This window comes from Novosphingobium sp. MMS21-SN21R (genome assembly GCF_031846015.1).
Taxonomy (GTDB): Bacteria; Pseudomonadota; Alphaproteobacteria; order Sphingomonadales; family Sphingomonadaceae; genus Novosphingobium.
In genome coordinates this window covers 2,801,784-2,828,273 of record NZ_JAVRDU010000001.1, presented here as the reverse complement: position 1 = coordinate 2,828,273, position 26,490 = coordinate 2,801,784, and the positions used below count along the sequence as shown (strand labels likewise).

Genomic DNA, 26,490 nt, shown 5'->3' with positions numbered 1-26,490 from the left:
CTCAAGGAGTGATGACCATGAATGCGATTACCACATACGCCAACGCCAGGGATGCAAACTCGCCACTCGATATCGTGCCAATCACCGGCAACATCGGTGCTGAAATCCGGGGCGTAACGCTCTCGGGCGATCTCGATGCGCAGACCGTGAAGGCGATCAAGGATGCCGTCGTCCGCCACAAGGTGGTGTTCTTCCGCGGCCAAAAGGACCTCGACGACGCGCGGCACGAAGGCTTCGCTTCGCTGTTCGGCGATCCGGTTGCGCACCCGACGGTGCCGGTGGCGCAGGGTTCGCGCTATCTGCTAGAACTCGACAGCAAGGAAGGCTACGCCGCGTCGAGCTGGCACACCGACGTAACCTTCGTCGATGCCTATCCCAAGGGCTCGATCCTGCGCGCGATCACCATTCCCGAAGCAGGCGGAGACACCCTTTGGGCCAACGGCGAAACGGCATATGAAAGCCTGCCTGAAACGCTGCGCCAGCTCGCGAACAACCTCTGGGCCACCCATACAAACCTCTATGACTACGCCGCCGTGCTCTCGAACGCACCCAAGGGCGATGCCGCCGAGAAGGACCGCCAACTGTTCCAGAAGAACGTCTTCGCCTCGACGGTTTACGAAACCGAGCATCCAGTGGTGCGCGTGCACCCGGTTTCGGGTCAGCGCAGCTTGTTGCTCGGCCACTTCGTCAAGCAGTTCGTCGGACTGAACCAGGCGGATTCGGCGCGTCTGTTCCAGATCCTGCAGGATCACATCACGCGCCCGGAGAACGTGGTGCGCTGGCGCTGGCAGGCAGGCGATGTGGCATTCTGGGACAACCAGTCGACCCAGCACCGCGCCGTGGCGGACTTTGGCCTGCAGCGCCGCACCCTTCGCCGCGCGACGATTGCGGGCGTGGTGCCGGTCGGCATCGATGGTCGTAGCAGCCGCACCGTGCGCAAGGAAAAGGCGACCGAATACCAGCCGGCCTGAGGGCTGGAAGTGGGGCGGCGATCCCTCATCGCCGCCCCGCCATTACGATGCGATTTCAGCTTGCAGGCGCTTGGGGCCGGGTGATGATCCGGTCCCGCGCCACCCGGACATCGCCGGCCTCGACCTGCAATTTCAGGCGCTCGCGGTCCCGAGCACGGAACATGTCTTCGGCGCGGTTGATCGCTTCTTCCGAGAGTCCTGCGTCGTTCAGCGCCATGCGCGCCATGCGCACCGCCGATTCCAGCACCTCGCGCACCACCGCGCTGGCAGGCCCACCTTTAAGGCGGATCAGCGCGCGGCGGTCATAGGCGCGCACGTAGATCGCTGCGCGGGGGAAGGATTCGTGGACAGCCTCGACGAATTCGGGCGAGATCTGGTCGCCGTCGATGCAGAAGAAGATCATCTCCGCATCATCGGCTCCTGCCTGCCGCAGCAAGTCGATCCGCGTACCGTCGCCGAAATAGACCTTCGCGCCGAATTCCGCTGCAACGTCGATCATCTCGATATCGGTATCGACCATGGTCACCGGAATGTTGCTGGCGAGCAGCATCTGGCTCACGCCTTGGCCAAAGCGTCCGAAGCCGACGATGATCGCGTTCGCCCCATCGGCTTGCGGCCCTTCACGTTCGCCCCGGGCGACCTCGGCTTCCTTGCGGAAACGGCTGGTGGCCATCATCAGGAACGGCGTCGTGGCCATCGACAGCGTCACCACCGCGCCAAACAGGCTCGCCGCATCAGGCGCGATCAGCAGCGCCTGTTGCGCCTGCGCGAACAGCACGAAGCCGAACTCCCCGCCTTGGCTCAGCAACAGGCCGAGAGCCAGCGCGCCGCGCCATGGCATGCGGAAGGCAAGGCCGATCAGGAAGATGATCCCGCCCTTGATGGCAATCAGTCCGATCGCCATGCCGATCACGAACAGCGGGCGTTCGGCAATCGCGTGGAGATTGAGCATCATGCCCACGGCAAGGAAGAACAGTCCGAGCAGGATAGAGCGGAAGGGTTCGACGTCAGCCTCAAGTTCGTGGCGATAGGGGCTGTCGGCCAGCATCACGCCCGCCACGAATGCGCCCAGCGCGGTGGATAGGCCGAGCACTTCCATCACCGCAGCCGAGGCCATGACGGTGAACAGTGCCGCGACGACGAACATTTCGCGCTCGCCCAGATTTCCGATCAGGCGGAACAGTGGACGGATGACGAACCGCCCGGCGGCGATCAGTCCGGCAAGCGCCGCCACCGTATACAGCGCCAGCTGCCAGCCGGGAGGGCCACCTGCGTCAGCCGGATTGCGGCTCATCGCCGAGATGATCGTGATCAACGGGATGATCGAAAGATCCTGGAACAGCAGGATCGCAAAGGCGCGCTCACCAAAAGGCGTGCGCAGGCGGCCTGACGATTGCAGCATCGGCAGAACCTGCGCGGTGGACGAAAGCGCCAGCGGCAGGCCGAGCGCCAGCGCCGCCGCCCAGCTGAATTCGGTGGTCAGGCCCACCATGCCGGCAACGGCCAGCCCGCAGGCGGTCACTTGCAGCAGCCCGAGGCCGAGAATGTCGCGCTTCATTCGCCACAGCCGCGACGGGTTCAGTTCCAGCCCGACGAGGAACAGCAGCAGGGTTATGCCGAGTTCGGCGATCCCGAGCTTCTGTTCGGCATCGGCCACAAGACCCAGCACTTGCGGCCCGACCACGGCGCCTGCGAGCAGATAGCCCAAAGTTGCGCCCAGACCGAGCCGCCGGAACACCAGCACGAAGACCAGCGCAAAGCCGAGCAGGAGGAATCCATCGTGGAGCAGGGAAGCGGGTTCAGCCATTGCTCCTGTCTAAAGCCATCCTCCGGCGCTGCAACCGCGTTGGCGGTTCACCGATGCCGCGCAATGCACGATTACGGCACGGCACTTTCGGTGGCTGGTGCGGGGCTGACGGGCACCGCGAGCACGCCGCGCAGCTTGTCCATGATTGCCGCGTTGTCTTCGGTCGGCAGGATCGTGTCGAAGAAATCCCCGTCGCGGTCATAGATGAACACCGACATGCTGTGTTCGATCATGTAGCCGCCACCGGGCTGCGGCATGCGCTTGACGAAGACGGCGGCACTGTCAGCCACTTCGTCGATCGTTTCCGGGCTGCCGGTCAGCGCGATTATATTGCCGCCAGAATTGGCGATGAAACTTGCCAGCCGTTCCGGAGTGTCACGTTCAGGATCGATCGTGATGAATACGATGCGCAAATCCTGCGCGTCCTTGCCGAGCCTTGCGCGCGCAGCGGTCAACTTCGCCAGCATCGCGGGGCAAACATCGGGGCAGTGCGAGTAACCGAAATAGGCAAGGTAGGGTTTGCCCTTCAGGCTGGCCCGATCGAACAGCGCGCCGGTGCTGTCCACCAGCCGGTAGCGGCCCTTCGCATCGACGCTCGTCTCTGGCAGCGGCGACGGCATGACGAACCACGCCAGAGCAATCGCGGCGGCCACCGCAAGACCTGCCATGGCGATCACCACGGGCTTGCGGAATCCTGAAGTAGCGCCCCGTTCTGTCATTCCGTCCGGATTAACAGGCCGGTTGCGATTGTCATTAGTCCTATTTGGCGATTAATCCGAATTAACGAGATTGTAAGTCATCGTTTTGGCACTGCCGGGCGGGATGGTGATCGCCCAGATGCTGCGTCCATCCTTGCGTTTGAGCGAGGTCGACGGGGATTTGATATGGTCGGACAGGCTCGTGGCGATGCGGGCCTCGAAGCGGACCGGCACCGGGCGGGCGTTGCGCGCTGTCAGCTGGACGGTGCGTGATTTGCCCTCCTCGCGCATGGTTTGCGCCTCAAGCGTGATCTGCGTGGCGGCGGAAAGCATGATTTCGACGTCTTCGCCCTCGGCGAGGTCGGAAAGGCCGCCTTCGCCTACGAACAGCATGGTATCACCGCGCGGTTCGAACACGGTGACCGGGCCGCCGGGGAGCGGCAGGCCAAGGCCTTCCTCCTTGCGGTTGCGCGTGCGCAGCATCTGCCGGACTTCGCCCGCGCTGTCCTGCCAGACCTCAGAGCGATAGAGCGCCTCGACCTTTACAGCGGGCCTCTCGGCCAGTGCGACCTGCTTCTGTGCATTGGCTGCAACGGTTACGGGCAAGGGCACGCGGTAAAGCTTGAGATCGCCGAGCCCTTCCTGCTGGACGGTGACCGGGGCAGCCATCAGTGCGCCGCGCGCGGCCTGCGCCGTCACGACGATGTCGGCCATTTCCATCATGGGTGCCATCACTGGCATTGGCGGCGGCGGCGCGACCATCGGCGGCGACGCGACCAGTGGTTGGACAAAACACCGCAGCACCAGGTCGCCGCCGCTGGGCGCGCCTCCGGCTTCCGTATCCTCGCGGTTGACCTCACCTGCGATGACGGCGGTTTCAGCGTCTCCGAAGCTTGTGCTGTCGCTGCTGGCGAGAGTGACCCATGCGGAAAGATCGGCGGTGCGGCCATCCGGGTTCATGCGGATGACGTAATTGCTTTGCCAGTCGAAACCCCACGCGAGGTAGGACAATGACAGCGTGGCCTTTTGCGGGCTGGCGGATTCTGTCTGAACCGAAAGCGTGGGGCGGGCCGATAGATCCTTGGGCACGTCTGGATAGATGAGCGCAGCATCCGGGCCACCGCAATTGGCCACCTCAAAACCGGCTGCGGTTTGCACGATTGCCGCGCCATCGGGGCCGGAGCGGATCACGGCACGTTCTTCTGAAACCTTGCCCGACCCCGGTGCGGTGCGGCGCAAGACAACCGGGCGACCATAGGCACGAGCATAGAGGCTGCGCGGCGAGAGCAGGTCGGCATCGAGGTTCTTTTCGCGCACGCCCGAGGGCAGGCCGGTGACGATGGCGCTTTCGGGGAACAGTCCGGCGGCGACGCCTTCGAAGCGGATGGTGGTTTGCCCTGCCGGAATCTCGACCGTGCGCTTCTCGGTGATCAGAGCGTAGCCTTCGAGCCAATCCAGATCCATGGCCGTGTCGCTATCGCGCGATGGGGCGCGGTAGACGCTGACGGCGACGCTGTCTGGTGCGGGAGACGTGACCACTTCCTGCCCGAACGCCGGACCGCAAAGGCAGCCGAGCAACAGGACGAGTTGTGACGCTGCGCGCATTACCTGCGTCTTAGTAGCGCGTGTCGAACTGGACGGTCAGCGTCGTGTTGCCATTGGCCGGGACCGGAACAGCCCATATGCGTTCGTCGGCGGATCGCTGGGTGCCCTTGATGCTTTCGGATGGCACGCGCGCATCGTGCCACCAGTTGTCGAGGCCGCTCTGCACGACCTCGACTGTGACAGGCACTGCGCGGGCATTGGTGACCTTGTAGGTCATCGTCGTGCGCCAGAATTCCCTGGCCTGGTCCACGGTCACTTCGCGGGTCGGTTCGCCGTTCACGGTCACGCGGTAGCGCACGGTGCGTTCCCATTCGCCGCTGTCGATCCGCTCGCGCTTCTCCACCACGGGGAGGACTTTGACGTCGAAAGCCTCGCCGGTCTTGAGCGCGAGGCTCGATCCCATCGGGGTGTGGCCGATGGTGTTTTCACCGATGAATTGCGGCTGGCCGCGGGCGTCGCGCATATAGACGCGGACCGTGCCTGCGGGCAGGGCATCGCCAAGCCCGCCTTCGCGCGCGGAGGAAAAGCGCAGCACGGTGTCAGCGCTTTGGGCCTCGGTCTGGCTCTGCAGCCAGCCGTTGCGGAAGTGATAGGCTTTGGCTGCGGGCGCCGCGGCCACATCGAGAAAGCTTACCTGCTTCTGCTGGGCATTGGCGACTGTGGTTCGCCCGGCGATGGGATAGACGTAGAAATCGCCAAGGCTTTCGCGGTTTGCGCTCTGCGTACCGGGGCTGTTTCCGGGCATGACGGCACGCTGCGGCCGATAGGTCTGGTTATAGCCGTTGTTTTCCTGTCCCACCGATCCGGCGACGAGCAGGACCTTGGCCTTGTCAAAAGTCGTGCCGCTGTTGTTCGTCAGCGTGATCCAGCCCTGCACGTCGATCTTGCCTGCGGTCTCATCGAACAGGGCCACGTAATCGGCCTTCCAGCCGAAGCCGCGCGAGAGATAGTTGAGCGTGACGGGCCGCGCGCCGGGTGCGGTCGTGTCAAGCGTCACCGACAGGGTTGGCCGGGCGCGCAGACCAGCGGGCAGGCTGGGAAAGACGACGCGGGCGCCGTAGCGTTCGAGCACTTCGATGCGGTCCCCGATGCGCACCACGGTGCCGCCGTTGTTGGCGAGGATCAGCGCGGATTCCCGCGTTTCGGTTCCGGTAGCTGGATTGGTGCGGATGACCGTGACGGTCTGGCCGACCGCCTTGTCCATAAGCTTTTCAGGCGTGAGCAGATCATAATCGAAGTTTTGCTCGACGATCCCGGTGCCGCCCGCGTTCAGCGTAACCGTCTCTGGCCGGATCGCGGCGGAAACGTCTGGGAATTCCTGGCGGGTGCGGCCAAGCGGCAAAGCCATCTGCCGGACATCCTGAATCAGCGCGAGATCGTTGTTGTAGATCGTCAGCGATACATCGCCCTGAGCAGAACCCGACAGAGACTGCGCGATAGCCGGAGCCGGAAGCGCTGCAAGACATGCCACAACGAGAATACCGCGCATGAACCTCTCCTCTTTGCCTCTGGCTAGACTGTACCTGCAGTCAGATCAACGGCAGGAGAGTCCGGTCTGCGCGAGGCTTGGGCAACTGGCGCGCGCCCGGCACGGAGGCAGTCCGGGCGCGCGAGGGGCGGCTGGGGACAAGCCGGACCCTGAACCGTGTCGCGCTGGGTCAGACCAGCAAAGCATCCGTGCCGATTTCCGCGAAGAACTGCGCCATCGCGTCCGCCGCCTTGTCGGACAGGGTGATGAAGGCGCGGCGGCGATCGCTTTGATCCTCGGCGCGGCAAAACAGCCCGGCCTCGGTCATCTGGCTGATCCAGCGCAAGGCGGTTGTCGGCGGCACGCCCGAGGCGATGCACAGCGAGGTAACCGAGACGCGTTTGTGTTCGGCGCGGGCGGCGGCAAGATCCAGCAGCATGTCCCACGCAGGATCGGCAAACAGCTCGCCTTCGAAGAAGCGGGTGCGGAGCTGCCGCTGGCGAATGATCTTGCGCACCAGACGGGGATCGGGAAGCGGCGGGCGGGGTTGCCGGACGAGGCGCTGTAGCGCCGGATCGCGCGCGCCGCTGCCATCGAAACTGAAGGCGGAAGCGCCCACCATGTTGCCGTCTGTTGCCGGCGCGGAAAGGCCTTCAAGCTGTTGGGCAAGTTGCGAGACCTGTTCGGTCAGGCGGAGCAATGACATGCGATCATGGTCAGACAGTTCGCGCACCCGCGATCCATCGGCCATGAGCAGTCGGCCCAAAGCGATCACGCGGTCAGCGCGGCTGGGATTGACGAGAATTTGCGCGCCCGATTGATCCAGACAGCCGAACACGTCATCAAGCGAGCCGACGCTGGTAGACACCACCAGCTGAGCACCGACCCGCGCGGCGCGAACGTCGAGCGCCATGAGCGCAGCAAGATCGGCCCCTTCGATCACCGGGCAATCGACAAGCACGATATCGCTAACCTGAAAATCGGGTTCGGCCAGCAGTACGCCGAGATTGGCGGTGCGTGTGACGCGCAGACCGGCAGCTGCGGCATCTTCTGCCATTTCGGCCCGGATGTAACCGCGATCTGCAAAGACCGCGACAGCCAGCGGCGAGACAGGGCGCAGCAGCGCCACGTCTTCCGAACGGTAATCGAACTGTGCCAGTGCTTGTCCCATTGCGCTGTTCCTTAGTAGCTCCACTTATGTGAACAGGTGTGGAACAAATGAAGATCAGGTCAAGGACATTTATCTCGGTTTTGGATCAAGGCACGATCTCGACCGGCGTGCCATCGCCGACAAGTGCCCACAATTCCTCAATTTCGGTGTTCGACAAGGCAATGCAGCCGTCGGTCCAGTCGCCGGGGATACGTCCACTACCCAGCCAGTTCGGCTGGCCGTGGATGAAGATCTGCCCACCGGGCGAACGTCCCTGCGACTCGGCAAAGGCACGGTCACGAGCGTCGGGATAGGAAATGTGCAGCGAAAGATGATAGGCGCTCACCGGGTTGCCGTGGTCGATCACATAGCGTCCTTCGGGCGTGCGCTCGTCGCCCTCGAACTGCTTGTGGCCAACCGGGGCATCGCCCAACTGGATGCCGTCAAACTTGCGCAGGACATCTCCGTCCGCCCCAAGCAGCAACAGGCGGCGGGCGGCTTTTTCGACGCGGATGCTGGCAATGTCCTCAGCGCGGACGCTGCTTGCCCGCGCAGGCACCAGACCCGCTGGCCAAAGTCCTGCGCCGAGCAGCACCGCCGCGCCGCTTCCCAGGGTGAGGAGCAGGCGGCGGCGCGGGATCATGTCAATCGACGAAAGGATCGCGGACGAGGATCGTGTCTTCACGCTCGGGGCTGGTCGATACCAGTGCGACCGGCGTTTCGATCAATTCCTGCACGCGCTGGATATACTTGATCGCTTGTGCGGGCAGATCCGCCCACGACCGCGCCCCGGCGGTGGTGCCCGCCCAGCCGTCCATTTCCTCGTAGATTGGTTCAACTTCGGCCTGATCGGCAGCGTGGCTGGGGAAATAGTCCAGCACCTTGCCGCGCAGGCGGTAGCCGGTGCAGATCTTCACTTTTTCCATGCCGTCGAGCACGTCGACCTTGGTCAGCGCGATGCCGGTGACGCCCGAGATGGCGCAGGACTGGCGGACCAGAACGGCGTCGAACCAGCCGCAACGGCGCTTGCGGCCCGTAACGGTGCCGAATTCATGGCCGCGTTCACCCAGACGCTGGCCGGTTGCGTCTTCCAGTTCGGTCGGGAAAGGGCCGGAGCCGACGCGCGTGGTGTAGGCCTTGACGATGCCGAGCACGAAGCCGGTGGCATTGGGGCCGAGGCCCGAGCCGGACGCAGCCGTGCCCGACACGGTGTTCGACGAGGTGACGAACGGATAGGTGCCGTGATCGACATCGAGCAGCACGCCCTGCGCGCCTTCGAACAGGATGCGCGCGCCCGCCTTGCGCACCTGATTGAGGCGCTTCCACACTGGCTGGGCGAACTGGAGGACATAGGGCGCGATTTCGCGCAGTTCGGCCAGCAGCGCTTCGCGGTCTACCGGCGGTTGGCCGAAGCCTGCGCGCAGCGCGTCGTGGTGCGCGCAAAGGCGGTCAAGCTGCGAATCCATCGCATCGAGGTGGGCGAGATCACACACGCGGATCGCGCGGCGACCGACCTTATCCTCATAGGCGGGGCCAATGCCGCGCCCGGTGGTGCCGATCTTGCCCGAACCTGCCGCCGTCTCACGCAGCCCGTCCAGATCGCGGTGGAGCGGCAGGATCAGCGGGCAATTGTCGGCGATGGCGAAGTTGTCGGCGTTGATTTCCACGCCCTGCGCGGTCAGCTTCTCGATCTCGGCCTTCAGCGCCCAGGGATCGAGCACCACGCCATTGCCGATGATCGACAGCGTGCCGGTGACGATGCCCGATGGTAGCAGCGAAAGCTTGTAGACCTGCTCGCCCACGACAAGCGTGTGGCCCGCATTGTGGCCGCCCTGGAAGCGGACGACGGCATCGGCGCGGCTGGCGAGCCAGTCGACGATCTTGCCTTTGCCTTCATCGCCCCACTGGGCACCAATCACGGTTACATTGGCCATGCTTATACTCCTCCACCCTGCCAAGGTGGATCCGGTAGCGCCCTTCGACAGGACTCGGCGAAACGGATGGGTTGGTCGGGCGGCAGGCACCCTTATTTCGGTGCGCGCGTTAGGGGGATAAGCGCGTCGAAGTCAAGTGCTGTGGCTCTGGGGGCCACGTGCTTCACCCGGCCTCTGGCCCTGACTTGAACGCACCAATGGCACAGCCAACAGAGCTATAATGCCAATGCGGGTAAAAACGGCTTGCCAAAAAAGCCGCGGTCTTTTTTCTGTGGTCAGCAGGAACACAAATATGAATTTATAAAATGCTATTATTTCATGGAACATGAAATAATTATGACGCAATTTTTATTGAATACTGGAATCTATTTTGGCATGATCAGAGATGTTATATGAAAAATGGGAGAGATTCGAATAATTGGGGGGTTTATGAAGAATTTTTCAAAATACGCAATGTTTGCAGTGTCCTTTGCCTGCGCAACGCCAGCATTCGCGCAACGTGTCGTCACTAATCCTGTAATACCAGAGCCCGGCGACATGATCGTAAACGTATTGCAGCGGAGCAACATACCCAATACGTCATTTTACACCCAGCCGGACAAATTCAACTTTCCGAATTTGAGCATCAATCTGGAAGCGTACGACCCGGCTTTCCTCCTGACCCGCTATCCAGCACTCGATTTCCGCCCGGCACAACCGGGCAATTCGGATCCGGTCCTGATCTCGGCTGCAAATGTGATGGGCGTGGCGCTCAACATAAATGCCAGCGCAGAAACCAGCGCAAACGGGGCAAGGTCTGTCAGTTTCGACATCCGCATACCCTGTCTTTCGACATTGAGCGCTGGGCCTATTCCGATTGGTTTGGATGGGGTGCCAGTTCCAGGTGGGTTACCAATTACCGGCTCGGGTGACCAGTTCAACGCAACCTATGGCTACATCGAAACAAACTACGCCACCACTGCTAATGTCAGGATAGTGGGTAGTGATTATGCGCAAGCTTACGCAAATTATCGGGCTTTTCTGGATGGCCAGACGGTTCCGACCGTGCCCTTTCCCAATTCACCAACGACCGGTGCTGAATATCGCGCGGGAATCTATGCTTGTTCAGTGGCCAGAGGAAACCAGAATCCGATAGTAGGTTCGGCCGACAGTCAGCAGTTTCAGATTGTGACTGATGGCCTGGACCTCGCAAACAGCGACGGCAAGGCACTGAACGAAAGCGGCAATTTCGATGATAGTGGCTTTGGCGTTGGTCTGTGGGGCGGTCCGGTTCGGCAGAATGGTCGGAACGGCGTGGACATTTCAGGCCGGGTCAACAAATCCTGGCGGATATTCAAGGGAAGCCGCTCGCTGCTCGCCGTCGATGTACCGATGACCTACCGGAGACTCGGAGGGCAGGAAGCTTACAAGGCATCGCTCGCTGTTTCGGTCGTTCATGCCGTCAATCCGCGCTGGATACTCGAGCCTCGCGTTGCCTATGGCTATACCGATGCACCGGACGATGGGCTGAAGGGCCAGGTCGCAGCGTTTACGCTTGGCAGTCGCTATGCACTGAAGCGCATTGGTCGTGGCATGCTCACCGTGGGCAACATGGTCGGTTATAGCAAGGTCGTGGATGTCAAGTTCATGGGCCAAGGCGTAAAAGATGGAAACACCTCGAATTGGACGGTGTTGAACGGGCTTGCTTATGACCTTCCGCTCAAGGCGCGGACGGGTGGTCGAAACCTGTCCTTGCGGGCAAGCTACATGTTCTCGCACATGTTTGGCGATGAACTCTTCACCCGCGACGTACATCTTGTATCGGCCTCGCTGGGCTTCCGGTTGCGCGAAAACGCTACGCGTCATCGGACGGATTTGATCCGGCTAGGCTTCAACGGCAAATTTGCGCGCAATTACAAGGCGGTCTATGCCGTAGCAGGATACCAGTTCTGAATTGCATGGAAATGCACTGCGATTTGTATTGACGGGCAATCGCCTTGGGTTGCGCTTGCCCGTCAATACAAGCGTGCGTTACAATTGTACCGGGTTTGGCCCGTGGAGCACATGTGTGCAGCCCAGCGCCTCAGCGCTATCCGCGTCCGACAACGCCGCAACCGTCCGCCAGCCAATCGAGCGCAACCGCGCCGCCTCATCGCGGTTGTGCCCGAGCGGCAAAAACACGCGGTCCTCTGCGGGTTCGTTTGCCGCGAGAAGGTCGATCAGCGCGTCGGGGTAGAGGGAGAAGCCGGTGGCGGATTCGCCTGCTCCGCTGCCGGCGATGCGGTAGGTGCCGCCGCGACCGACGGGGCCGCGTACGCCTTGGGCGTAGAGGGTGAAGCCGAACCAGGTCTGGTATTCAAAGCCGTGGCGTTCGCTCGGGTCGAGGGTCAGGCGCGCGGTGCCGTTCAGGCTCGCGGCGATTTCGCGTAAGGCGCCGATCCGGCTGGCGAGCGCGCCGCCCCCATTCGCATTTTTGGCGTCGATCGCGGCCAGTTTCTCGATGGCGCTGTCGAATTCGCCGGTGGCGTAAAGCAGCGGCACGTAGGCCTCACCGCCGACATCGCGCAGGCCGCCTGCGTCCTTGGTGTCGAGTTCGCGGCGCACGGCTTCGATTTGTGACGGGTCGAGCGGCAGGGCCTTTTCGGCCAGCGTATCGACCAGATCGGGCAGGGTGAAATCGACGCTGACGCCGCTTGCGCCTGCGGCCTGTAGTGCCTCGATAGCGATGGCGACGACTTCGGCGGCGGCGGCGACGTTATCTGCGCCCACCAGTTCGGCACCGCATTGCAGCTTTTCGCGCGCGGGGTTGAGCCCATCGGGCTTGATCGTGACGATCTGGCCCGCATAGCACAGGCGCAAAGGGCGCGGCGCTTCGGCGAGGCGGGTTTCGGCAAGGCGGCCGATCTGCGGGGTGTAGTCGCTGCGCAGCGCCATCATCCGCAACGACAGCGGATCGACGAAGCGGAACATGCGGCGGCTCTGGATACCCGCCATGCGCGCGGCAAAGCTGCGTTCGAATTCGATGGAGGGCGGCATGACCCGGTCATAGCCGTGGCCGTGCATCACGCCGTGGATCGCGCGCATCACGCGCGTTGCCGTGGCCGCATCGCGCGGCAGGCGGTCTTCGAGGCCCTCAGGCAGCAGATCGGAATCGACGTCGGTCATGGCGCGGCGCTTAGCGGGAAGTTTGCGGCGTGTCGATGAGCGGGAGCGAGCATCCTTCGACAAGCTCGGGATGAGGGGAGTTGGTTATGAAAAAGGGGCGGGTGCATTACTGCGCCCGCCCCGATTTCCTGCCGTCAGATCGCGTGGATCAGAATTTCAGCGCCTTGACCACGCGGACGCCCTGGATGTCGCAAGCGGTCTTGAGGACGTCCTGCGGAACCGGGTTGTCGAGCGAGAGCAGCAGTACCGCCTCGCCACCGGCATCGCGGCGACCGAGGTGGAAGGTGCCGATGTTGATGCTGTTTTCACCTAGCAGCGTGCCGATGCGGCCGATGAAGCCGGGCGCGTCGGTGTTGACGATGTAGAGCATGTCGCCATCGAGATCGGCTTCGATGCCGATGCCGAAGATTTCGACCAGGCGCGGCTGGCCGTTGCCGAACAGCGTGCCCGCGACCGAGCGTTCGCCCTGAGACGTGCCGACGGTGACGCGCACCAGCGTGCGGTATTCGCCTTCGCGGTCATGGCGCACTTCGCGCACGTCAAGCCCGCGCTCCTTGGCGAGGAACGGCGCGTTGACCATGTTCACGGTCTGCGAATACTGTTTCATCAGACCGGCCAGAACGGCTGCGGTGATTGGCTTCTGGTTAAGCTGCGCGGCGGCACCTTCGACCTCGATCGAGATCTTGGTGAGGTTGTCGTGCGCCAGCTGGCCGACAAGGCTGCCGAGCTTTTCTGCCAGCGCCATGTAGGGCTTCAGCTTCGGCGCTTCTTCTGCTGAAAGCGACGGCATGTTGAGCGCGTTGGTGACGCCCCCGGTGACGAGGAAGTCGGCCATCTGCTCGGCCACTTGCAGCGCGACGTTGACTTGCGCTTCGTTGGTCGAGGCACCGAGGTGCGGGGTGCAGATGAAGTTCGGCGTGCCGAACAGCGGCGATGCCTTGGCAGGCTCTACCTCGAACACGTCGAGCGCGGCGCCTGCTACCTGGCCCGAATCGAGCGCGTCCTTCAAGGCAGCTTCGTCGATCAAACCGCCGCGCGCGCAGTTGACGATGCGCACGCCCTTCTTGGTCTTGGCGAGGTTCTCTCTGGAGAGGATGTTGCGGGTCTGGTCGGTCAGCGGCGTGTGCAGCGTGATGAAGTCGGCCTTGGCCAGCAACGTATCGAGATCTGCCTTTTCGACGCCCATTTCGATGGCGCGTTCAGGCGTCAGGAACGGATCGAACGCAACGACCTTCATGCGCAGGCCGAGAGCGCGCGAAGCGACGATCGAGCCGATGTTGCCAGCGCCGATCAGGCCGAGCGTCTTGCCGGTGACTTCAACGCCCATGAAGCCGTTCTTCGGCCAGGTGCCCGCCTGCGTCTGTGCATTGGCTTCCGGAATCTGGCGGGCCAGCGCGAAGATCAGTGCGATGGCGTGTTCGGCGGTGGTGATCGAGTTGCCGAACGGGGTGTTCATCACGACCACGCCCTGCGCCGAGGCAGCAGGAATATCGACGTTATCGACGCCGATGCCGGCGCGGCCGATGACCTTGAGGTTGGTGGCAGCGGCGAGAATTTCCTTGGTCACCTTGGTCGACGAACGGATGGCAAGGCCATCATATTCGCCAATGCGGGCGATCAGCTGTTCCGGTGTTTCGCCGGTGATCACGTCAACGTCGCAGCCCATTTCGGTGAAGATGCGGGCGGCGTTGGGGTCCATCTTGTCGGAGATGAGAACTTTGGGCTTGGTCATGTCAGTTGTCCAATCCGTGCGCCCCCGCAAAGGCGGGGGCCTCGTTGATCCGGGTGGTATTCTAGAGGCCTGAGGCCCCCGCTTTCGCGGGGGCGCGGTTCAGGTGAGGCAGGTCAGGCTGCGGCCAGTTCGGCCTTGACCGTGGCATAAGCCCAGTCGAGCCATGGGCCGAGGTCTGCAATGTCCTCTGCGTTGACTGTCGCGCCGCACCAGATGCGCAGGCCTGCCGGGGCATCGCGGTATCCGGCGATGTCATAGGCAGCGTCAGCCTTTTCGAGCAGGGCAGCGAACTTCTTGATGAAGTCTGCATCCGCGCCTTCGACCGAGAGGCAGACCGAGGTCTTCGACCGGGTCGCTTCATCAGCACAGAGGTGCGAGAGCCACGAGCGCGCTTCGACGATCGTGTTCAGCGCCGCCGCGTTAGCATCGCTGCGCGCCTGCAGCCCCTTGAGGCCTCCCAGATCCTTGGCCCATTCGAGCGCGAAGATCGCGTCTTCGACGGCAAGCATCGAAGGGGTGTTGATCGTTTCGCCCTTGAACACGCCCTCAGTCAGCTTGCCCTTGGACACAAGGCGGAACACCTTGGGAAGCGGCCATGCAGGCGTGTAGGTTTCCAGCCGTTCGACCGCGCGGGGGCCGAGGATCAGCACGCCGTGGCCGCCTTCGCCGCCCAGGACCTTCTGCCACGAGAAGGTGGCAACGTCGATTTTCGACCAGTCGATGTCGTAAGCGAAGACTGCCGAGGTGGCGTCTGCGAACGAAAGACCTTCGCGGTCCGCCGGGATGAAGTCAGCGTTCGGAACGCGAACGCCCGAGGTGGTGCCGTTCCAGGTGAACAGCACGTCGGTCGACCAGTCGATCGCGTTCAGATCAGGGATCTGGCCGTAATCGGCGCGCAGGATGGTGGGATCGATCTTGAGTTGCTTGACCGCGTCGGTCACCCAGCCTTCACCGAACGATTCCCATGCCAGCGTGGTGACGGGGCGGGCGCCCAGCATCGTCCACATCGCCATTTCGAAAGCGCCGGTGTCCGATCCCGGAACGATGCCGATACGGTGCGTATCGGGCAGCTGCAGCACTTCGCGCATCAGGTCGATGCTGTACTGCAGGCGCGTCTTGCCGATCTTGGCGCGGTGTGACCGGCCGAGCGATTCGGTGCTGAGCTTTTCGGGGGAGTAACCCGGCGGCTTGGCGCAGGGTCCGGACGAGAAGAACGGGCGCGCAGGTTTGCGTGCCGGGTAACCAACAGTCATGTAGTCTCTCCTTACAGAGAGCACGCGCGGCGTTGGGACCGCGTGGCCCGCTGGCCCCTCTAGAGAGGCGCGGCGGTTTGTCAATCTGGATCGGGGGTGTGCTTTGGTGTGGGGGTGGGCCTTGCGCCTTCTACTTCCCCATCGTCTCCGCCAGCATCGCCGAGGTCCGTGCACTGGACCAGTCGTGCGCGCCGATCATGCGCCATACTTCCTTGCCCTGCGCATCATAAAGGACGGTCGTAGGCAGCATGCCGGTGTTGTAATGGAAGCCGAGGTTGTTTTCCGGATCGAGCCATGGCTCGAGTTTCGCGAACTTCTTCTCGGCGAAGAACTGGGCCACCTTGTCGTTGCCTGCCATGTCCTGGGAAACGGTGAGCACGCGCAGCTTGGCCGCGTTGTCCACGCCCAGCTTGTCGAGCATCGGCATCTCCAGCACGCAAGGCCCGCACCATGTCGCCCACAGGTTCACCAGAACCGGCGTCCCCTTGAGGTCGCGCAGTTTGAGCGACTTGCCCGAAGGGTTGGTTACCGTGAAGTCAGGCATCTCCGCGCCCCTGCTGGCAATGTCCAAAGTCCCGTTGAATTCGCCCTTGGCTGAAGATTCCGTAGCGGTGGCACTGCTCTGCGGTTGCGAGTCGGGCGCGGCTTGCCTATCGCACCCCGCGACGGCAAGTGCCGCGACCAGAAGCAGCAATTTGGGCGAACGGACGGATATGAGCGGCAATTCAGGCTCCAACCAGATGTGGGGCGGGCGCTTCGCCAGCGGCCCTTCGGCCATCATGCGCGAGATTAACGCCTCGATTCCCTTCGACAAGGCGCTGTGGCGGCAAGATATCGCCGCGTCAAAGGCCCATGTGGACATGCTGGCCGCGCAAGGCATCGTTTCGCATGAAGATGCCGCGCTGATCGCGGGCGGTCTGGATAGCGTCGCCGCCGAATATGAAACGAACGGAGTTCCCGAAAACTGGGACCTCGAAGACATACATATGACCACCGAAAGCCGCCTTGCCGAACTGATCGGCGCGGCTGCGGGGCGTCTGCACACTGCGCGCAGCCGCAACGATCAGGTGGCGACCGACTTCCGCCTGTGGGTGCGCGATGCGATGGACCAGGCAGAACTGGGGCTTAAGCAGCTTCAGGTCGCGCTGGTTGGCCGCGCGGGCGAGCACGCAGATTCGATCATGCCGGGCTTCACCCATCTGCAAACCGCGCAGCCGGTTACGTTGGGCCACCACCTGATGGCCTATTACGAGATGGCCGGGCGCGACCGGTCCCGCTTTGCCGCTGCGCGCGTCCGCATGAACCGCAGCCCGCTGGGCGCTGCGGCGCTGGCAGGCACCGGTTTTCCGATCGACCGCTTCCGCACCGCCGAGGCGCTGGGATTTGATGGCCCGACCGACAACAGCCTCGATTCGGTGTCCGACCGCGACTTTGCGCTCGATTACCTGATGGCGGCGGCGCAAGCGTCACTGCACCTGTCGCGGTTGGCCGAAGAATTCATCATCTGGGCGAGCCAGCCGTTCGGTTTCGTGACGCTGCCCGATAGCCTGTCGACCGGCAGCTCGATCATGCCGCAGAAGAAGAACCCCGATGCCGCCGAACTGGTGCGCGGGCATTCGGGGCGGATCGTCGGCTGCCTGACCAGCCTGATGATCACGATGAAGGGTTTGCCGCTGGCCTATTCGAAGGACATGCAGGACGACAAGCCGCCGGTGTTCGAGGCGGCCTCGCTGCTCGCGCTTTCCATCGCGGCGATGACCGGCATGGTGGCCGAGGCGAAGTTCCGTACCGAGCGCATGCGCGCGGCAGCAGAGCTGGGCTATGCCACCGCAACCGATCTGGCCGACTGGCTGGTGCGGCAGGCCAACATCCCGTTCCGAGAAGCGCACCACATCACTGGGTCTGCGGTAAAGTTGGCGGAATCGCGCGGGATTGCGCTCGACCAGTTGCCACTGGATGACCTCAAGGCCATCGACGCGCGCATCGATGATCGCGTCTATGCCGCGCTCTCGGTCGATGCCAGCGTCGCCTCGCGCGCCAGCCATGGCGGAACCGCGCCGAACGAGGTAAGGAAGCGCGTGGCCGAGGCGCGCGTGGCGCTGGGGCTGGAGGACGTGACTTGAGGGTTTGGCGTACATCTTTGCTGGCTGGATTTGCCGCACTGGCTTTGGCTGGCTGCGGCAACCGAGCCGAGCTGAAGCTGGCGCCCGATCAGACGTCGCCGCCGATCCCCTATGGTCGCGAGGTGCAGCCGGGCGCGGACGATCTGCTCAAAAGCCCCGCGCAGGCAGCCCCTGCGCGCAATGTCGAGCCGCGTCGCCGCTCGCAGGATCGCGAAGACGATCCTTTCGATCTGCCTCCCGAAGACTGAGAATTTCCGATGGATCATTTTGAACTGAACAACGGCGTGCTGCACGCTGAAGCCGTGCCCTTGCCGGTGATTGCAGCCGAAGTCGGCACCCCCGTCTATGTCTATTCGCGCGCGACGCTCACCCGCCACGCCCGCGTTTTCCGCGATGCGCTGGGCATTTTACGCAATGCGAAGATCGCCTTTGCGGTCAAGTCCAACCCCAACCTGTCGGTGCTCAAGGTGCTGGCGGCTGAAGGCTATGGCGCCGATGTCGTTTCGGGCGGCGAAATGGAGCGTGCGCTGGCCGCGGGCATGGTGCCCGATGGCATCGTGTTTTCAGGCGTCGGCAAGACCGCAGCAGAAATGCGCCGCGGTATCGAGGCAGGGATTGGCCAGTTCAACCTCGAAAGCGAGGAAGAAGGGCTGGAACTGGCTGAGATCGCAGCGTCGATGGGCAAGGTCGCCTCGGCCGCGCTGCGGGTGAATCCCGATGTCGATGCCGGAACGCACGGCAAGATTTCCACGGGCAAGGCCGAGAACAAGTTCGGCGTTCCCTTTGACCGGGCCGCTGCCATTTATGCGCGGTTGTCAGGTACGCCGGGGCTGAACATGCGCGGCCTCACGCTGCACATCGGCAGCCAGCTCTCGTCGCTCGATCCCTTGGAAGCCGCGTTCACCAAGGTGGGCGGGCTGATGGAAACGATCCGCGCTGCGGGCCACACCGTCACGCACATGGACCTCGGCGGCGGCGTGGGTGTGCCTTACAAGGCGGGCGAAGTGTTCCCCCAGCCCGAGGAATACGCGGCGATGGTCGCACGCGTGACCGGCAATTGGGGCGTCACGCTGATGTTCGAACCGGGCCGCGTGATCACCGGCAACACCGGCGTGCTTGTCACGCAAGTGATCCGCGTGAAGGAAGGCACCAGCAGCCCATGGGTCGTGGTCGATGCCGCGATGAATGATCTGGCGCGCCCTGCGCTCTACGATGCCTGGCATGATTTCGTGGCGGTGGAGCCGAATGGCGAGACGTTCACTGCCAATATCGTCGGCCCGATCTGCGAAAGCTCGGACACGTTTGCCATGGCGCGGACCATCGACAAGGTCGAGCGCGGCGATCTGGCCGTATTCCGCACAGCCGGCGCTTATGGCGCGACTATGGCCAACACCTACAACTCGCGGCCCCTGGTGCCCGAGGTGATGGTCGATGGCGACAAGTGGGCCGTGGTGGCTGACCGCATCGATCCCGCCACGATCCTCAGCGCAGAACGCGTTCCGGAGTGGCTTGCGTGACAAGCATGCTTCGACAAGCTCAGCATGGACGGGTCTGGAAGGGAATATCAGCCCCACCCCCGTTCGTCCTGAGCCTGTCGAAGGACGCTGGCACAACCCCATGACCCTACACAGCCTCCCCCTCTTCCACCGCATCGCGGGCCAGCCGGTGATCCTGCTGGGCGAGGGGGATGCGGCAGACGCCAAGCAGCGCCTGATCGAACGCGCGGGCGGCAGGATCATGCGCGACATGGCCGACGGCATCGACGCAGGCGCGCGGCTGGCCTTCATCGCGCACGACAATCCGGCCATGGCCGAGGGCGACGCAATTCGGTTGCGCTGTGCTGGGCTGCTGGTCAACGTGGTCGACCGGCCCGAACTGTGCGATTTCACCACCCCCTCGATCCTCGACCGCGATCCGGTACTGATCGCGGTGGGCACGGGCGGGGCCTCTGCGGGCTTGGCCAAGATCCTGCGCCTGCGGCTGGAGCGGTTGCTGCCGCAAGGGCTGGGTGCGCTCGCCCGTGCGCTGGAAGAGGCGCGCGAGGGGATGCGCAGGCGCTGGGCCTCGGTAGCAGATCGGAGGCGTGCACTGGATTCGGCGCTGGACGAGGGTGGGGAGCTTGACCTGTTCCGGGCCGGCAGCGAGGCGAAGGTTGGCGCGTGGCTGGCGTCTGGCGCGGAAGGGCAATCAGGCCGGTTCGAGATCGTGCTGACGTCGAACGACCCCGAAGACCTGACCTTACGCACCGCGCGACTGTTGGGGCAGGCGGATGTGGTTGTGCATGACCCTGACGTAGCGCCGGAGATACTGGCGCGCGCTCGGGCGGACGCGGTGCGGGTGCCTTGGAATTCCGAAGAGCCCCAAGGCGGGATCGTGGTAATCTTGAAGCTGGCTTAGCCCTTCATCGCCGTCTGCAACTGCCCGATGATCACTTGCGCCTGCTCCGAGCCTGAGCGCGGGACGAAATCGTCCGTGCGGTCGCTGATCTTGTCCCAGTTGGCAGCGAAGCCTTCGACCGATTGCTCTGAATGCGGCAGCAGGACGCCCTTGTTCATCGTCACCCATGCCGAGTGATAGCCGCCCGCGCCCGCTCCGACGATGGCGTTGGTCGGCGCGTCATCAGAGACGAGGTAAAGCGCCGCGGGCACGACGGATTCGGGGCCGAACAGTTTGAAGGCTTCTTCGGGGAAGATGTCTTCGGTCATGCGCGTGGCGGCCACCGGGGCGAGCGTGTTGACCTTGATGTTGTTCTTCGCGCCTTCAAGGTAGAGCGTCTTGGCGAGGCCTGCGACGCCGAGCTTGGCCGCGCCGTAGTTCGCTTGGCCGAAATTGCCGAACAGGCCCGACGATGATGCGGTCATCAGGATGCGGCCGTAGTTCTGTTCGCGCATCAGATCCCAGCAGGCCTTGGTGGCGAAGGCCGAGCCGATCAGGTGGACGCGCACGACCAGTTCGAAATCCGCCGGGTCCATCTTGGTGAAGCTCTTGTCGCGCAGGATGCCGGCGTTGTTGATCAGCACGTGGACACCGCCCCAGCGTTCGTGGGCTTTTGCAACCATTTCGGCCATCTGCTCGTATTCGCTGACCGAGCCGCCGTTCGCCATCGCCTCTCCGCCCATGGCCTCGATTTCCTCGACCACTTTCAGCGCGGCGTCGGAATGGCCGGAGCCATCGCGCGATCCGCCCAGGTCGTTGACCACCACTTTCGCCCCGCGCCGGGCGAGTTCCAGTGCATAGGCGCGGCCAAGTCCGCCGCCCGCGCCGGTCACGATGGCCACCCGGCCTTCGAAGGAAATGCTCATGCCACACTCTCCAATCGCGCAGCCCGCTGCACGGATACCATGCGCGCTGCGATGCCACGCTGGCCGAAACAAGGCAACTCGGGCGGCAATTTGCCCCTTCGTGATAATTCAGGCAAACGACCGTCAATAAAATGTAACAACATAGCAATAAAGCGCCACAATCCGATTGGACGGGACGAAGGAATTTCCGAATGAAGCTTGCCTTGCGCGTTTCCACCCTGGCACTGGCCTGCAGTGCTGGATGGGTATCCTCGGCGCACGCAGCCAGCTCGCCCGCCGATCTTGCAGCCATGCAGGCGCAGATCCAGCAAATGCAGGCGCAGATGCAGAGCCAGATGCAGGCGATGCAGGCCATGCAGTCACAAATCTTGGTGTTGCAGGGCCAACTCGCCGAGGCCAAGGCGAAGACCGATGCGACCGCCGTTGCGGTTGCCGCGATCCCGGCGCCCACGGTTACCGCCAAGACGCCGGTGACGATTGCCTGGGACGGCGCGCCGCGCATCGAAGCGCCAGTCGATTCGAAGAACCCGAAGGCGGGCAAGTGGAGCTTCAAGCCGCGCGGCCGTCTGCAGATCGACACGGCCAGCGTGCAGGCGCCTGGCGTCATCGGCAGCAAGAGCCTTGGAATCGGCACGGAATTTCGCCGCGCCTATCTCGGCTTTGACGGCACGATTCCCGGCAACTTCGGCTACCGCATCGAGGCGGATTTCGCCAACAGCGCCGTCGACCTGACCGACCTTTACCTGACCTACAACGGCGTCAAGAACGTCACCATTACGCTCGGTCAGCACAAGCCGTTCGCGTCGATGGAGGACATGACCTCTGACCTGCTGACCAGCTTCATGGAGCGCGCGGCGTTCAATACGGCGTTCGGGTTCGAGCGCCGGGTTGGCCTTTCGGCGCAGTACCAGAAGGGCATGGTCATGGTGCAGGCAGGCGCTTTCACCGACAGCGCCGCCGATCTCAACGCTGACGGCAACAACAGCTATTCCATCGACGGTCGGTTCGCGCTGCAGCCCAAGGCATTTGGCGGGCAGTTGCACGTGGGTGGCTCGGCGCACTACCATGACCTCAATGATGGATACGCGACAGTGCGCTACCGCGCGCGGCCATTTACGCACACGACCGATATTCGCCTCGTAGATACCAAGGCGTTCGGCGCGGTTTCGGAAACGAACTACGGCGCCGAACTGGCGTGGACCGGCGGTCCACTCCATGTGGCTGCGGAAACGCACTGGCTCAAGGCCAACCGCCCGGGCGCTCTGGCCGATCCTGTGTTCAACGGCGGCTATGCCGAGGCGGGTCTGTTCCTGACCAAGGGCGACACGCTGCCCTACCGCCTTGCCGATGGCGCGTGGAACCGGATCAAGCCGAAGAACGGCGTGGACAAGGGCGGCATGGGTGCGGTTCAGGTGAACGTGCGCTACGACTGGCTCGATCTTAACGACAATGGGATTGTCGGTGGGCGTCAACAGATTGCAGGCGCGTCACTGCTGTGGGTGCCGACTGACTATGTGCGGTTCGTCCTGAACTACGGCCACTTGTGGCTCGATGATGCGGCAGTCGCTGCCGGAGCGGACAGGAACTACACCGCCGACGTTCTGGGCATGCGCGCGCAGTTTGACTTCTGATCCCCCGCGACGGCGGGGGTTTCCGGTGCTGGCACAAAGCGGCCTGAGGCCCCCGTCTCCGCGGGGGCGCCAGGTGCTTGGTCAATTCAGGCCAGGCGCTTCACCCAGCCGTGCGTATCGGCAATCTCGCCGCGCTGAATGCCGACCAGCTTTTGGCGCAGCTTCTGCGTCAACTGGCCTGGCCCGCCCGAACCGATGGTGAACTCGCCGGTATGGCTGGCGACCTTGCCGACCGAGGTGACCACCGCCGCCGTACCGCAAGCGAAAGTTTCGACCAGCTTGCCCGATGCCGCATCGGCTTCCCACTGGTCGAGGCTGTAGCGGCCTTCGCGCACGGTCAGGCCTTCTTCGGCAGCCAGCGTCAGCAGGCTTGAACGGGTGATGCCGGGCAGGATCGTGCCGGTCAGTTCGGGCGTGAGGATCGAACCGTCATCGAATACGAAAAACAGGTTCATGCCGCCCAGTTCTTCGACCCACTTGTGTTCGGCGGCATCGAGGAACAGCACCTGATCGTGCCCGCGCGCAAAGGCTTCTGCCGTAGGGACGAGGCTGGCGGCGTAATTGCCGCCGCACTTGGCTGCACCCGTGCCACCGGGCGCCGCGCGCGTGTAGTCGCTGACCCAGATCGAAACGGCAGGCGCGCCAGACTTGAAGTAGTTCCCTGCGGGGCTGGCGATGACCAGGAACTTGTATTCCCTGGCCGGGCGCACGCCGAGGAACGCCTCGGACGCGAACATGAACGGGCGCAGATAGAGCGATCCGCCCTCGACGCTGGGGAACCAGTCCTTGTCGGCCATGACCTGCTGGCGCACCGCTTCGACGAACAGTTCTTCTGGCAGTTCGGGCATGGCGAGGCGGCGGGCCGAGGCGTTGAAACGCGCGGCATTGGCGTCTGGCCGGAACAGCGAAATACCGCCGTCGGCAAGGCGATACGCCTTGAGACCTTCGAAGATTTCCTGCGCGTAGTGGAGAACGGCGGCGGCCGGATCGAGCGGGATAGGTCCATACGGGACGACACGGGCATCATGCCAGCCGCGCCCTTCGGTATAGTCGATTTCGACCATGTGATCGGTGAAGGCGCGACCGAAGCCCGGATCGGCCAATACCGCGTCACGCGTAGCCACAGCCGTTGGGGCCGGGTGGGGCGTGCGGGCAAAGGTCAGGCTGGTTTCGGCGGTCGTCGCCATGGGAATTTGTCCTTGCGCTAGATTCGGCGGATTGCGCGCCGTGTACTATTGTTGCGCAGAAGGCAAGCGTTATGTAATAAATGTGAAGGGCCGCGCCGGTCGATCCGGGCGGCCCTTCGCATGGTCAGCGGCCGGAAGTGCCGCCCACGAAGCCTCTATCGCTTAATCGAAACTCAGCGATAATGCCTCGCAAGGGACTGTACCGACCTCTGTGCTGAACCATGAGACATCGGATCACCTCCTTTCGCGCTGTTGAGCCAAAGCGCCACTCTTTCAAGCAGCTGGACCGGGGGACCAAGAACCCATCGGCCTTGGGACCAATGTGATTCATCTTGGGCAGAACAACAAGACTTGCATTGATTTTTTTTGGCGTCAGTATCTTCGCTTCGCGGTCGCACAAGGCCTGCCCAAGCGGCTTTGCCTTCAGTTCCTGCGGCAATCCTCGATCACGCGGCCAACTTCGGCCCATGCTGGCAGGTAGAGCGTCGGCAAGCCGTTGACTTCGACAGCAAATCGCCCGCGGCTGAAGGCCATCGCATCAAGCAACGGGTCCTGAACCGGAAGCGACGCCAGCAACTGGGCGGCGCCTTGCGCCGGTTCTGCCGAGAGCGACCGAATTTCGCTGGTGGTGGCAACCGACATCGGCAGCGATACGGCCGACAAGCCCGAGCGGATCAGCGACACCGAGCGGGTGGTGCGGTTGCAAGCAATGGCGAAAACCGTCGCACCCGGCGAACCGTAGCGCGCAACTGCCCCGGTTGGCGAGGCCTCGTGGCGCCAGTCTCCCGGCGTCTGCGGTGCATCTCGCCAGTCCTTGAAGGCTGATGCCGGCGATGGCGGCGGCGATGCTACAGGGACAGGGCGTGGTGCGCTCGGCGGCGGCGGGGGGACCACTTGCGGGGCCGAGCACGACGCGAGCATCATGACTACTGCACAGGAAAATGCCGGGCCGATTGTGGGTGCACGATTGATCTTCATAGGCGGTGTATGGGAGTAACGCGCCGTGACCTCAAGCCGCCAACCCAAATCGAAGCCACGGGCCGACCAGTTGCTGGTCGAGCGCGGTCTGGTCGAAAGCCGTGCCCGCGCGCAGGCGCTGATCCTTGCGGGCCTTGTGTTCTCGGGCGAAACCAAGATCGCCAAGGCGGGCCAGTCCCTTGCCCCGGATGCACCGCTGGATGTGCGGGGCCGCGATCACCCGTGGGTTTCGCGCGGCGGAATCAAGCTGGCGCACGCAATCGAGCACTTTGGCCTGGACCCGGCGGGCGTCGTCGCCATGGATATCGGCAGTTCGACCGGCGGCTTTACCGACGTTCTGCTGCAGGGCGGCGCGGCGCACGTCTTCGCCGTCGATTCAGGCACCAACCAGTTGGCATGGAAGCTGCGGCAGGACGCGCGGGTCACGGTTCATGAACAGACCAGTGCGCGCGTTCTGACGCCTGAGCATATCGACCGGCCAGCTACATGGGTCGTCTGCGATGCCAGCTTCATTGCCTTGCACAAGGTGCTGGGCGTACCGCTGGCGCTGGCAACGCGCCCGACGCGGCTGGTGGCGCTGATCAAGCCGCAGTTTGAAGTGGGGCGCGGCGAGGTTGGCAAGGGTGGGGTCGTGCGCGACGAAGCCTTGCACGATCGGGTGTGCGGGGAGGTCCGCACATGGCTGGAAAGCGAGGGCTGGGTGGTTCAGGGCATCGTGCCAAGTCCGATCACCGGTCCGGAAGGAAACGTCGAATTTCTGATTTCTGCGGAACGAACCTGACTTATCCACGGTTACTGTCTCCGTGCGGGATTGCTGCCGGAGCTAGTTCGCATTGCGCGCCGGGGCTGTGCCCGTCAATATCCCCGGCGAATCGCGCATTTGCGCATTGCAAACGGGTGCCATGAATTACCTAGCTTCTTCCGGTCAGCTTCGTGCCAGCCTTCTGCGCTGGTCGCTCTTCACAGTGCCCTTGCTGCTTGTCCTCGGCTTTTTCTCCGGGCAGGCGGCCGGAAGCGGTCCGGGCAATCCCTGGTTCGACAACCTTGTGAAGCCCGCGATCTATCCGCCGCCGATTGCCTTCCCGATCGTGTGGTCGGCGCTCTATCTTATGATGGGCGTGTCGCTGGCGATGATCCTTTCGGCGCGCGGCGCTGCGGGCAGGGGGCTGGCGGCCTTCATGTTTGTCATCCAGTTGGCGCTCAACCTGTCGTGGTCGCCGGTATTCTTTGCGATGCACCAGATCACCGCGGCCTTCTGGATCTGCGTGGCGATGGCGGTGGCTATTGCGATCACAATCGCGCTGTTCTGGCGTATTCGCCCGGTCGCCGGAATGCTGCTCGTGCCCTATCTCGTGTGGGTCTGCTTCGCCAGTGCGCTGACGTTCGAGATCGGCCGGCTCAATCCCGATGCCGACGGCGAGTTTGGCGCATCCAGCACGGTGCGCGTGTCGATTTGACCCTTGCGGGCGGCGCGCTCGCCGCCCACATAGCGGGCAGCACACGCCAA

At 63.5% G+C, this 26,490-nt stretch carries 23 protein-coding genes; 9 read left to right on the top strand and 14 right to left on the bottom strand.

Annotated features, from left to right (window positions below; translation table 11 throughout):
- Positions 1 to 17: 17 nt before the first annotated feature.
- On the top strand, positions 18 to 971 hold the full coding sequence (locus RM192_RS13590; protein WP_311508085.1) for a TauD/TfdA family dioxygenase: 954 nt from the start codon (positions 18 to 20) through the stop codon (positions 969 to 971).
- A gap of 55 nt (positions 972 to 1,026) precedes the next feature.
- On the opposite strand, the gene RM192_RS13585 is transcribed toward RM192_RS13590, so the two are convergent.
- From RM192_RS13585 to RM192_RS13555, 7 genes are all read right to left on the bottom strand, one after another.
- The gene (locus RM192_RS13585) at positions 1,027 to 2,778 is read right to left on the bottom strand and encodes a cation:proton antiporter (RefSeq protein ID WP_311508084.1); all 1,752 of its coding nucleotides are present in this window, start codon (positions 2,776 to 2,778) and stop codon (positions 1,027 to 1,029) included.
- 71 nt (positions 2,779 to 2,849) lie between these two features.
- Complete coding sequence (locus RM192_RS13580) at positions 2,850 to 3,497, bottom strand: SCO family protein (RefSeq protein WP_311508083.1); 648 nt, start codon at positions 3,495 to 3,497, stop codon at positions 2,850 to 2,852.
- Positions 3,498 to 3,548: 51 nt separating this feature from the next.
- On the bottom strand, positions 3,549 to 5,081 hold the full coding sequence (locus RM192_RS13575; RefSeq protein WP_311508082.1) for a hypothetical protein: 1,533 nt from the start codon (positions 5,079 to 5,081) through the stop codon (positions 3,549 to 3,551).
- A gap of 10 nt (positions 5,082 to 5,091) precedes the next feature.
- Positions 5,092 to 6,570, bottom strand: a complete 1,479-nt coding sequence (locus RM192_RS13570) for a DUF4139 domain-containing protein (RefSeq protein WP_311508081.1) — start codon at positions 6,568 to 6,570, stop codon at positions 5,092 to 5,094.
- Positions 6,571 to 6,739: 169 nt separating this feature from the next.
- Entirely contained in the window at positions 6,740 to 7,720 is a 981-nt protein-coding gene (locus RM192_RS13565; protein ID WP_311508080.1) for a MarR family transcriptional regulator, read from the bottom strand.
- 85 nt (positions 7,721 to 7,805) lie between these two features.
- The gene (locus RM192_RS13560) at positions 7,806 to 8,342 is read right to left on the bottom strand and encodes a L,D-transpeptidase family protein (protein WP_311508079.1); all 537 of its coding nucleotides are present in this window, start codon (positions 8,340 to 8,342) and stop codon (positions 7,806 to 7,808) included.
- A 1-nt stretch (position 8,343) separates the two neighbouring features.
- Positions 8,344 to 9,633: an adenylosuccinate synthase gene (locus tag RM192_RS13555; RefSeq protein WP_311508078.1), complete on the bottom strand. Its 1,290-nt coding sequence runs from the start codon at positions 9,631 to 9,633 to the stop codon at positions 8,344 to 8,346.
- A 429-nt stretch (positions 9,634 to 10,062) separates the two neighbouring features.
- Between RM192_RS13555 and RM192_RS13550 the strand changes: the two genes are divergently transcribed.
- Positions 10,063 to 11,565, top strand: a complete 1,503-nt coding sequence (locus tag RM192_RS13550) for a hypothetical protein (RefSeq protein ID WP_311508077.1) — start codon at positions 10,063 to 10,065, stop codon at positions 11,563 to 11,565.
- A gap of 78 nt (positions 11,566 to 11,643) precedes the next feature.
- Here RM192_RS13550 and RM192_RS13545 read toward each other — a convergent pair whose 3' ends face one another.
- From RM192_RS13545 to RM192_RS13530, 4 genes are all read right to left on the bottom strand, one after another.
- Positions 11,644 to 12,777: an ATP phosphoribosyltransferase regulatory subunit gene (locus RM192_RS13545; RefSeq protein WP_311508076.1), complete on the bottom strand. Its 1,134-nt coding sequence runs from the start codon at positions 12,775 to 12,777 to the stop codon at positions 11,644 to 11,646.
- A 148-nt stretch (positions 12,778 to 12,925) separates the two neighbouring features.
- Positions 12,926 to 14,509 (bottom strand): phosphoglycerate dehydrogenase, encoded by a 1,584-nt coding sequence (gene serA / locus RM192_RS13540; protein ID WP_311508075.1) that lies wholly within the window; start codon positions 14,507 to 14,509, stop codon positions 12,926 to 12,928.
- Positions 14,510 to 14,622: 113 nt separating this feature from the next.
- A complete protein-coding gene (locus tag RM192_RS13535; RefSeq protein ID WP_311508074.1) occupies positions 14,623 to 15,762 on the bottom strand; it encodes a phosphoserine transaminase in 1,140 nt (379 codons plus the stop codon).
- Between the two features lie 130 nt (positions 15,763 to 15,892).
- Entirely contained in the window at positions 15,893 to 16,306 is a 414-nt protein-coding gene (locus RM192_RS13530; protein WP_311508073.1) for a TlpA disulfide reductase family protein, read from the bottom strand.
- 196 nt (positions 16,307 to 16,502) lie between these two features.
- On the opposite strand from RM192_RS13530, the gene argH reads away from it, so the two are divergent.
- The 4 genes from argH (at position 16,503) to RM192_RS13510 (ending at position 20,282) form a co-directional block, all read left to right on the top strand.
- On the top strand, positions 16,503 to 17,885 hold the full coding sequence (argH, locus tag RM192_RS13525; RefSeq protein ID WP_311508634.1) for an argininosuccinate lyase: 1,383 nt from the start codon (positions 16,503 to 16,505) through the stop codon (positions 17,883 to 17,885).
- 17 nt (positions 17,886 to 17,902) lie between these two features.
- On the top strand, positions 17,903 to 18,133 hold the full coding sequence (locus RM192_RS13520) for a hypothetical protein (RefSeq protein ID WP_311508072.1): 231 nt from the start codon (positions 17,903 to 17,905) through the stop codon (positions 18,131 to 18,133).
- 9 nt (positions 18,134 to 18,142) lie between these two features.
- Positions 18,143 to 19,402 (top strand): diaminopimelate decarboxylase, encoded by a 1,260-nt coding sequence (gene lysA, locus RM192_RS13515; protein WP_311508071.1) that lies wholly within the window; start codon positions 18,143 to 18,145, stop codon positions 19,400 to 19,402.
- Between the two features lie 100 nt (positions 19,403 to 19,502).
- Complete coding sequence (locus tag RM192_RS13510; RefSeq protein WP_311508070.1) at positions 19,503 to 20,282, top strand: NAD(P)-dependent oxidoreductase; 780 nt, start codon at positions 19,503 to 19,505, stop codon at positions 20,280 to 20,282.
- Here RM192_RS13510 and RM192_RS13505 read toward each other — a convergent pair.
- On the bottom strand, positions 20,279 to 21,187 hold the full coding sequence (locus RM192_RS13505) for an SDR family NAD(P)-dependent oxidoreductase (RefSeq protein WP_311508069.1): 909 nt from the start codon (positions 21,185 to 21,187) through the stop codon (positions 20,279 to 20,281). The genes RM192_RS13510 and RM192_RS13505 overlap by 4 nt on opposite strands.
- A gap of 191 nt (positions 21,188 to 21,378) precedes the next feature.
- Here RM192_RS13505 and RM192_RS13500 point away from each other — a divergent pair, with 191 nt between their 5' ends.
- On the top strand, positions 21,379 to 22,818 hold the full coding sequence (locus tag RM192_RS13500) for a porin (RefSeq protein ID WP_311508068.1): 1,440 nt from the start codon (positions 21,379 to 21,381) through the stop codon (positions 22,816 to 22,818).
- Positions 22,819 to 22,904: 86 nt separating this feature from the next.
- Here RM192_RS13500 and RM192_RS13495 read toward each other — a convergent pair whose 3' ends face one another.
- Together RM192_RS13495 and RM192_RS13490 are read right to left on the bottom strand one after the other, a co-directional pair.
- On the bottom strand, positions 22,905 to 24,005 hold the full coding sequence (locus tag RM192_RS13495) for a branched-chain amino acid aminotransferase (RefSeq protein WP_311508067.1): 1,101 nt from the start codon (positions 24,003 to 24,005) through the stop codon (positions 22,905 to 22,907).
- A 423-nt stretch (positions 24,006 to 24,428) separates the two neighbouring features.
- Positions 24,429 to 24,983 carry a hypothetical protein gene (locus tag RM192_RS13490; protein ID WP_311508066.1) on the bottom strand — a complete coding sequence of 185 codons (555 nt, stop codon included), beginning with the start codon at positions 24,981 to 24,983 and terminating at the stop codon, positions 24,429 to 24,431.
- Between the two features lie 25 nt (positions 24,984 to 25,008).
- Between RM192_RS13490 and RM192_RS13485 the strand changes: the two genes are divergently transcribed.
- Complete coding sequence (locus tag RM192_RS13485; RefSeq protein WP_311508065.1) at positions 25,009 to 25,764, top strand: TlyA family RNA methyltransferase; 756 nt, start codon at positions 25,009 to 25,011, stop codon at positions 25,762 to 25,764.
- Between the two features lie 121 nt (positions 25,765 to 25,885).
- On the top strand, positions 25,886 to 26,440 hold the full coding sequence (locus tag RM192_RS13480) for a TspO/MBR family protein (RefSeq protein WP_311508064.1): 555 nt from the start codon (positions 25,886 to 25,888) through the stop codon (positions 26,438 to 26,440).
- Positions 26,441 to 26,490 lie beyond the last annotated feature (50 nt).